Source organism: Pelagimonas sp. (assembly GCF_058892305.1).
This window is the reverse complement of sequence record NZ_JBZXVN010000047.1, coordinates 80,249-89,560: the sequence shown is the minus strand read 5'-3', so window position 1 is coordinate 89,560 and position 9,312 is coordinate 80,249. Positions and strand designations below refer to the sequence as shown.

Below are 9,312 nucleotides of genomic sequence, written 5' to 3'. Positions count from 1 at the left end.
AGGTTAAAGGCCAACGACACGGTGAAAATTGCCAATCCCGGCACGGTGGCCACCCACCAATGATCAAGGATAAAGCGGCGTCCTTCGGAGATCATTGCGCCCCATTCCGGGCTAGGCGGTTGAGCGCCAAGGCCGAGGAAGCCAAGGCCCGCAGCGGCAAGGATGATCCCAGCCATATCAAGCGTCACACGCACAATCAGCGAGGAAATACACAGCGGCCAGATGTGTTTGGTGATAATGCGGAACGGTCCTGCGCCCTGAAGTTTGATGGCGCTGATATAGTCCGAGGTTCGAATGGTTAGCGTTTCGGCGCGGGCCATGCGCGCATAGGGCGGCCAAGCGGTGAGTGAGATCGCCAGCACTGCGTTTTCAATCCCCGCCCCAAGCGCCGCAACAAAGGCAAGCGCCAGAACAAGGCGCGGAAACGCCAGAAAGATATCGGTGATGCGCATCAGGATAAGATCTGGCCAACCGCCGACATACCCCGACACGGTGCCGACCAAAAGGCCAACAACCGGCGCGATCAGCGCCACCAGAGCAACGATATAGAGCGTGATCCGTGCACCGTAGATCAGCCGCGAAAGAATATCGCGGCCAAGGCTATCGGTGCCAAAAATGTGACCTTCGGTGCCCAAGGGCGCAAGGCGATTGCCGAGGTCCTGAACAAAGGGATCATGAGGGGCGATGATTGGCGCGGCGGCGGCGATGAAGACCAACATCACCAGAATGCCAAGCCCGACCATCGCCATGGTATTGGAGCGTAAAGACAACCACCCCTGATAAAGCGCAGAGAGCCGGGCATGACGGCGCGATGTCGGCGTATCGGTGAGCAACCACGCGCGCAAAGACTGTGTTTCAGACATTGAAGTGGCCTTATTTCGCACGAGGATCAAAGACCTTGTAGAGAAGGTCAGAGAATATATTGAGGAGGATGAAAATTAGCCCGACAACCACGGTGCCACCCAAAACGGCGTTCATATCGGCGCTGAGTAGAGCGGTTGTAATGTAGCTTCCGATACCCGGCCAGCTAAAGATGATCTCGGTCAGAACTGACCCTTCGAGAAGGCCCGCATAAGATAAGGCAATGACAGTGATCAGCTGAACCCGAATGTTTTTAAACGCGTGTTTCCAAACGACATTCCATTCCGACATGCCTTTGACACGCGCGGTGGTGATGTATTCGGCGCTGAGCTGTTCGAGCATGAACGACCGGGTCATGCGGCTAATATAGGCGAGTGAGTAATAACCCAGCAGCGAGGCCGGCAGGATGATGTGGCTAAAGGCGTCTTTGAACACGTCCCAATTGCCATCAAGCGCCGCGTCGATGAGGATCATCCCGGTGACGGATGGCACAACATCCACGTAAAAGATGCCAACTCGACCGGGGCCACCGACCCAACCCAAGATACCGTAAAACACCAGCAACCCCATCAGTCCGAGCCAGAAAATCGGCATGGAATAGCCAACAAGGGCAAGGACGCGGGCGATTTGGTCGATCCACGATCCTTTGCGCACCGCAGCCAAAACGCCAAGTGGCACGCCCAGAACCACGCCGATGACAATGCCCAGCGTGGCAAGTTCCATCGTGGCGGGAAAGACGCGGGCGATGTCTTCGGACACCGGGCGGGCATTGAGCAGCGAGGTGCCGAAATCGAGATGCAGCACGTCCCAAAGATAATAGAGGAATTGCACCAAAAGCGGCTTGTCTAGCCCAAGCTGATGATACACGGCGTCATAGGTTTCTTGCGACGCCCGTTCGCCAACAATGGCAAGCACAGGGTCGATCGGCATGACGCGGCCGATGATAAACGTAATGAAAAGCAGCCCAAGCAGGGTGACCGCGATTGAGCCAAGCGTGAGAAAAGTGGTTTTCAACCACGCCGGAAGAGGCACCCGAAGGTGCCCCCCGTTTGTATCGTTGGTCAGCGCCATTTACTTGGTGACCTGCCAATAAGCGGCAGAGGTCACAGCCTGACCGGTTGAGAAGTTCATGACATTGTCACGCATCGCCGACTGTTCAATCTGTTGGAACATCACAACAAATGGGGATTTGTCGCGGAATTCCGATTGAATTTCGTGATACATTTTGATGCGCATGTCTTTGTCACCTTCGGTCACAGCGGCGGCAACTTTGTCGGTCAGATCCTCAGGATCCCACCCGGTGCGCCATGCCAGCAAACCGGTGGCATTGGCCGCGTCCGAGTTGTCCGGGTTGTAGGCAAATGTGCCGGCGTTGGTCTGTGGATCGGGATAGTCCGGACCCCATGCACCGAGGTACACGTCAAGTTCGCGGGCACGGTAGCGCGCTAGGATTTGCTTGGCGGTGCCAACGGTGATGTTGACCTTGATCCCGGCCTGCGCCGCAGCGTTTTGGAAGGACTGACCGATTTCCATGCGCTCTTGGGCTTCACGAACACCGATTTCGATTTCCAGATCCTTGACACCGGCAGCCGCAAGAAGTTCCTTGGCCTTTTCAATGTCATAGGTGAACGGCGTTTCGTCCGAGGCACCAAGGTAGGTGGCGGGCAGGAAGTTTTGATGAATGGTGTACTGACCCTTGAGGAAGCTGTCGCGCATGCCTTCGTAATCGATCAGATACTTAAAGGCCTGACGAACTTCGGGCTTGGACAGAACCGGATGTTTCTGGTTCAGCGCCAGATACATCAGACGGCCCTTGAGCTCATCCACGACTTTGACACCCTCGGCCCCCATGGCACCGGCGATGTCTTCTGGGTTCAAGTTCCGCGCAATGTCGATGTCACCACGTTCCAAAAGCAAACGCTGGGACGCAGATTCAAGAACGTGACGCACAATGACGCGTTCCATCGCTGGCGCGCCGCCATAGTAGTCTGGGTTTGATGTGAGCGTGACCGCTTCGTTTGGTTTCCAGCTCGACAACACATATGGGCCGGAACCCGCCGAGTTGGTTTTCAACCAAGTGTTGCCCATATCGCCATCGACCTCATTGGCCATGACGGTCTCTTTGTCGACAATGCCGCCGATGGTGGCGGTGAGGCAGTTCAACACAAAGGACGTGGCATATTTCTTGTCAGTTGTGATGATGAGCTTGTTGCCGTCGGCCTTGATGGTTTCAGCGGCGTTTTCGGGGGTAAAGCCGAACTGGGTCAGGATAAAGGCGGGGGTCTTGTTGAGGATCACCGCACGTTGCAGTGAAAAGGCCGCGTCTTCGGCGCGCACTGGGTTGCCCGACTGAAATTTGACACCTTCGCGCATGGTGAAGGTGATGGTTTTGCCATCTTCGGAAACGTCCCAGCTTTCGGCGAGATCGGGCTGATAACCCGCCGCCAGATCATTGGGGTCAAGGTTGACCAGACGACTATAGACGTTGCGGCTGATGTCGGAGCCGGCAAATTCAAAGCTTTCGGCCGGATCAACGGTGGTGACGTCATCAATGCGGTGGGCAATCACCAGCATATTTGCGGGGGTTTCGGCATAGGCCGCCATGGATGTGACGCTAAGCGCCAGGCCCATTGCGGCACCGCTGAGCAGTTTGTTAAAGGCGTTCATCTTTATTTCCTCTCCTATCGTTAATCTGGCAATCGGGAGTTAGGCCCCCCATGTTTTTTCCAGCACGCGCAGCCAGTTTTCATGGCACAGTTTGGCTATGAGCGCGTTGTCATAGCCGTGCTGTTCCATCGCGTGTCGAAGTTTGGGCAACCCGGCAACCGAGGTCAGCTCCTCGGGTACAATGGCCCCGTCGTAGTCTGAGCCAAAGCCAACGCGGTCTTCGCCCAGATGTTCAATTAAATGGTCCAGATGTCTGATCATCTGCGTCAGTGGCACATCGGAAATCATTCGCCCGTCGGCGCGCAGAAAGGCCACCGCGAAATTCAACCCCACCATACCATCACTTTCGCGAATCGCAGAGAGCTGTTTGTCGGTAAGGTTGCGCGAGTGCGGGCAAATGGCGTGGGCGTTGGAATGGGTGGCCACGAGTGGTTTGGTGGAATGACGCGCGACATCCCAAAACCCGGCTTCGTTCAGGTGGGACAGATCCAACATGATATTGAGATCGTCGCACTTCTTGACCAGTCGCAAACCGTGATCGGTTAGGCCGGGGCCGATATCTGGGGAACTTGGATAACGAAACGGAACCCCATGGCCGAAAATCGTCGACCGGCTCCAGACCGGCCCGAGCGAACGCAATCCGGCCTGATGCAGCACATCCAGCGTGTGAAAATCGGCATCAATCGCCTCGGCCCCTTCGATATGAAAAATGGCGGCAATTTTGTTGTCGGCCAGTGTGGATCGAATTTGGGCGGCGGTTTTGCAAATGGTCAGCGCGCCACGTCGTTCCAGATCGAACAAAATAGCGGCCTGGGCCATGACCACGGGAAAGGCGTCTTCCCAATCAATCGGGTCGGGAAGGGGCAAGTCATAAATCGGCTTGGCCATTTCCTCGAACTTGAAATCGAGATCAACCGGAGAGGGAACGTAGACGGCAAAGAATCCGCCACCAAAGCCGCCGAGTTGCGCGCGAGGCGAGTCGATTGCACCATCGCGACCGGTAACAAAGCGGTCGCCCACAGAAACGCCTCCAGCCCGAAAAAGCTGTAAAAGCACATCGTTATGGCCGTCGAAAATCAAAGGTCGTGTTGGAACTGACAAAATTGATACATCCCCAATATCGCAGGCCCCAAGCATATGAAAGAAAATGTCATAGGCGATACCTTTTAATATGATAATAGATCATAGAGGCATGATATTTCCGCAGGAGGGGTGAATGGCGACGCGATCTTGGCATAGTTTGCCCGAATATCAGGCACTTCGCGCATTGATGGAAAGCGGCACGACGTCCAAGGCGGCGGTCCGGTTGGGGCTGTCACAATCTGCCATCAGCCGCTCCATCGCCAGTCTTGAGGCGCGCACCGGCAAAATGCTCTTTGAACGCGATGGCGGGCGATTGGTGCCGACATCCGAAGCCGTGCAATTGAACCGGCGGCTTGATCCATTGTTCGAAGCCTTGGATCGGATCGACGGCCCCCCGACGCCGGAACAAGAAACCCTACGCTTGGTGGCACCGCCAACCTACGCCCATCGGTTTTTGGTCCGTCACATCGCGGCGTTTCTAAAGGCCAACCCGCATTATTTTGTTAGCCTCGAAGTTGCATCATCCGATGAAGTGATCAGGGGCATTCAGGAACTGCGTTTTGATTTGGGTCTAACCGGGGTTGAACTGTCACGTCAGGGTGTGAAGCTGGTGCCGTATCGGACGTCTCATGCGGTTTGCGCCATGCCCAAAACGCATGGTTTGGCAGAAAAAGAGACGATCACGCCCGAAGATCTTCACGATCAGCCGATGATTGCCTTGTCGCGCCGCCACGCCCGGCGCGCGCAGTTGGATCGGATGTTCACCAATGCCCGAAGCGCGCCCAATGTCGTGGCCGAGGCATCAACCTCATTTGCTGCCGTTGATTTGGCCAAAGAGGGCTTGGGCGTTACCGTGATCAATCCGTTCCCGGTGATGCAGTACCGCTCTGACGATCTGGTCTTTCGGCCCTTTGCGCCGGTTATTGAATACCGTAGCTATTTCGCAACCCCCGAAGCCCATCGCAGCCCCGCCATCGCGCGGGCTTTCATGCGGCACTTGCGGCTCCACACGTTGAAGAACCCTTTACCAGCGCCTAGTTGTTAGCTGTTGGCAAGCTTTTTCCAAAACAGAGTTTTCTGACGATGATGGGTCTGAAGCGCCGCCAAAAACGCGGTGTGATCTGGCTGATCCAGATAATCCTCGATCTCACCATCTAGCGCGGCACAATCGGCAAGGTGATCCGCTGCCTGCCCATATTGCAGGCGGTTGGCATCGTTGAGAATGTCCACAATTAGGCTTCGCCACACCAAAACGGCCGCCAAGGGAAAGCGCAGGCGCAAAGCTTCGGCCGCTTGGGTACGTGCGGACGGGGATAGGCCGAGCAAGTCATGCGGGCGATTCAACACGAGAGTCGCGAGGCCGGGGTGATCCGGCCAGTCGGTCAAAAAGGCAAGTGCGGCGCCCATTTCGGGGAACTCTTGCGCATATTGGCGGGCGCGATCTTCGGCCTCGACATCGTCAAAATCCGGAAGTTCGGCCAGATGCGCGCGCAGATGTTCAACATCAAGCCGAGTTTCAAAACACTGCCAGCGATGGGCCTGCACGGCGTCTTTGTCGCCGCGCGCCAAAAGGCAGGTGATATAGGCGGCGTCCCAGTCGGCCTGCCCGTCTTCGGGCCCGTCTGGGCGCGCGTTGTCCAGATACTCCAACGCCTCATCGATACGATTTTGCGCCATCAAAAGGGTGGCGATTTCAGCGGCTGTTCCGGGATGGAGCAGGGCCGTCGGGGCATATTGTGCGATAACCGCGTCGGTATCGCCCTCGGCTTCGGCGATGTCTTGGCGCAGATTGCGAATAAGGCGGGCCTTTTTCTCAGCATGGTAATTGCCGGACTCACTGCGCAAGGCTCGTAGAAACGCCAAGGCCTCGTGATCCATGTCGGGTTCTTGCAGCGGCTCAGCTTCATAGGCATCAATATGGGCCTTGAGATGGCCAAACCCAGTGGTCCCAAGCGCAGGACCAAGCGTTGCGATGATGCCGTCAAAGGTGCCAAACCCATCCTCGGAAACGGCGTTCCAGATCCGATCAGCCAGAGCCTCGGGGTCAAGCAAGGCCCGTTCCGCAATCGGCCCCAAAGCGGCGCGGGTGTTGTCGAACATCTCGGTGATTTCACCGGTTTTGTCATCGGTTCGAGTAAAGACCGCCGGGGCGAGTTCCAGAAATTGCCAAAGCAGATCGAAACCAAGCGCTGCGTCATCCGGAGCGATACGCGCTGTGATCATCTCGGCCTGCGTTTGTAGGTCTTTGACAAAGGCTTTGCGCTTGCGCCAGCCAATATTGCTTTGGGATCGGCGGAGGGTGACCAACCGTTTGCGCACATCACGCCCGAGTTCTTGGGGGCCAAGGTTGTGGCTCAACTCCAAGCGCAACCGACGTTTGATATCGGCGCTGCCGGTACTGACATCAATCAACAACTCGGCCAGCCGGTCGGCTCCGAGTGCCGCGAGATTTTGTGCATTTAGGGTCTTCTTTGACATGTCACGACTGTGACAGCGCCATTTTAGAGGTGCAAGCAGGATGCGGCTTGTTCAAGGGCTTTCACAAAATTGGACTGGTCAAATTTCACATTTTTGGCGCTTAATGGTTGCCTTCTTGACGGCTAAAAGGACAAACCAATACGAAAGATTTGCTGTTATGACCCTTGATTCCATGCCCCACTTGTACCCTAGCGTTTGCCCGTTGGATTGCCCCGACACTTGTAGCCTTATGGCCGAAGTGCGGGATGGACAGTTGGTCAAGGTCAAAGGATCAAAGGCCAATCCGTTCACTGATGGCGTTATTTGCAACAAAGTGGCCCGCTATTACCCGGATTTTGTCCATGGCAAAGCACGGCTTACCCATCCGCTGCGTCGGGTTGGGCCGCGCGGATCGGGCCAATATGAACGGATCACTTGGGATGACGCCTTGGATCTGGTGCATGACGGGTTCACCCGTGCCATCGCCGCCCATGGGCCGGAAACCATTTTGCCGTTTAACTACGCCGGGCCTCATGGGGAATTGGCAGGCGGGTCTATGGATCGGCGGTTTTTCTATCAGATGGGCGCAACAATGCTCAACCGCGGGCCGCTTTGCGGTGGTGTGCGCGGTGGGGCCTATTCGAGCCTGTTTGGCAACGCGCCGGGCATGCCTCCGATGCAGGTTTTGCAGTCCGATCTGGTGCTGGTTTGGGGCAACAATGTTACAGTGTCCAACTTGCACTTGGCCCCTTTGTTAAAGCAGATGCGCGCCAAAGGTGGCCGGTTGGTGATCATTGACCCCAAGCGGATCAAGATCGCTGAACAATGCGACATGCATGTCATGTTGCGCCCCGGTACTGACGTTGTCTTGGCCATGGGGCTGGCGGCGGCATTGGAACGGCGCGGGGCGTTGGATTCAGAGTTCATCGCGGCGTGGGTCGAGGGGTTTGACGCCTATATGGCCCAAGCGCGTCAGTACACGCCCGAGGTAGTGAGCGACACCTGTGGTATTGAGTTGGCGCAATTTGATGCTTTGATCGACATGATCATCGCCGCAAAAAACATGGCCTGTTCGCTTGGCAATGGGATCGAACGGGGGAAATCCGGTGGCTCAGGGCTACGCGCCGCAATGGCCCTGCCTGGGTTGACGGGGCATCATGGGCGACTTGGGGCCGGAGTGCTGGCGAAATCTGGCCTTGCCACGCCGAAAACCACGGCACGTTTGCAAGGCGACCACCTGCAAAAACCCGGTACACGGGTGCTCAATATCGTCGATCTTGGCGCGGCGTTGCAAGATGATCAACTTGATCCTCCGATCACCGCTGCGATGATTTACAACCACAATCCGGTGGCAACCCATCCAGATCAAGCTAATCTTATCAAGGGCTTGATGCGTGATGATCTGTTTCTGGTCGGCTGTGATGTGGTGATGACCGACAGCATGGCGTTGTGTGACGTGATCCTGCCAGCCGCGAGCCATTTCGAGTTTGATGACATCTATGGTGCCTATGGCCAGAACTATTTGCAACGGGCCGAACCGGTAATCCCCTGTGTTGGTGAAAGCCTTCCCAACACCGAAATTTTCCGTCGGCTTGCGGCGCGGTTTGGCTATACCGATCCCGAGTTTCAGGCAAGTGACCGGCAATTGATCGATGAGGCGATTGACGGTGATCACCCCCTATTGAAAGGCCGTAAACCCAGTGAGATCGCCCTAGATGCCGCGATTGAATTGACCGCACAGGATGGTGTGCCGATGATCATGTGTGACACGGTCAAACCTGCGACACCCTCTGGCAAGATCGAGCTGTTTAGCGCGGCCTATGAGGCCCAAAACGGTTTTGGCGTGCCGCGCTATGTGCCCATCGGCCAAGACCTGCCGTTTGTTTTGATCACGCCAAGTTCGGACAAGCGGACCAACGCAACGTTTGGCAGCGACACCGCGTCTTTGGGACCTGAGATTGTTGAAATCAACCCGGCCGATGCATTGGAACGTGGGTTGAGAGATGGACAAGAGGTGTCCGTTTGGAACACGCGTGGTGACGTGCGTTTGCTACTGAAAATCAGTGACGCAACACGGCCCGGCGTGCTCTATTCACCCAAAGGCACATGGCGGGCCAGCTCCTCCACCGGGTTTACCGTCAATGCGTTGATCCCTTCGGATGTCAGAACGGATATCGAAGACGGGGCCTGTTACAACGAGACCTTTGTTGATGTTCGACCGGTGGGGTGATTGTCGTTCAATTG

Annotated in this window: 7 protein-coding genes; 2 read left to right on the top strand and 5 right to left on the bottom strand. The window is 56.2% G+C overall.

Annotated elements, in window-relative coordinates:
• The 4 genes from AC5EFR_RS19015 to AC5EFR_RS19000 all read right to left on the bottom strand — a co-directional run.
• A partial coding sequence (locus AC5EFR_RS19015; protein ID WP_493577315.1) for an ABC transporter permease occupies positions 1-863 on the bottom strand: 863 nt, incomplete at its 3' end.
• A 10-nt stretch (positions 864-873) separates the two neighbouring features.
• Positions 874-1,932, bottom strand: coding sequence for an ABC transporter permease (locus AC5EFR_RS19010; protein ID WP_493577314.1), 1,059 nt, complete (start codon positions 1,930-1,932; stop codon positions 874-876).
• Complete coding sequence (locus AC5EFR_RS19005) at positions 1,933-3,528, bottom strand: ABC transporter substrate-binding protein (protein ID WP_493577313.1); 1,596 nt, start codon at positions 3,526-3,528, stop codon at positions 1,933-1,935.
• 39 nt (positions 3,529-3,567) lie between these two features.
• Positions 3,568-4,665, bottom strand: a complete 1,098-nt coding sequence (locus tag AC5EFR_RS19000; RefSeq protein ID WP_493577312.1) for a dipeptidase — start codon at positions 4,663-4,665, stop codon at positions 3,568-3,570.
• A gap of 79 nt (positions 4,666-4,744) precedes the next feature.
• On the opposite strand from AC5EFR_RS19000, the gene AC5EFR_RS18995 reads away from it, so the two are divergent.
• The gene (locus AC5EFR_RS18995) at positions 4,745-5,656 is read left to right on the top strand and encodes a LysR family transcriptional regulator (RefSeq protein ID WP_493577311.1); all 912 of its coding nucleotides are present in this window, start codon (positions 4,745-4,747) and stop codon (positions 5,654-5,656) included.
• Here the strand turns inward: AC5EFR_RS18995 and AC5EFR_RS18990 are convergent.
• Positions 5,653-7,089, bottom strand: coding sequence for a DUF6880 family protein (locus AC5EFR_RS18990; protein WP_493577310.1), 1,437 nt, complete (start codon positions 7,087-7,089; stop codon positions 5,653-5,655). The genes AC5EFR_RS18995 and AC5EFR_RS18990 overlap by 4 nt on opposite strands.
• A 157-nt stretch (positions 7,090-7,246) precedes the next feature.
• Between AC5EFR_RS18990 and AC5EFR_RS18985 the strand changes: the two genes are divergently transcribed.
• Positions 7,247-9,298: a molybdopterin-dependent oxidoreductase gene (locus AC5EFR_RS18985; protein ID WP_493577309.1), complete on the top strand. Its 2,052-nt coding sequence runs from the start codon at positions 7,247-7,249 to the stop codon at positions 9,296-9,298.
• The last annotated feature ends 14 nt before the right edge of the window (positions 9,299-9,312 follow it).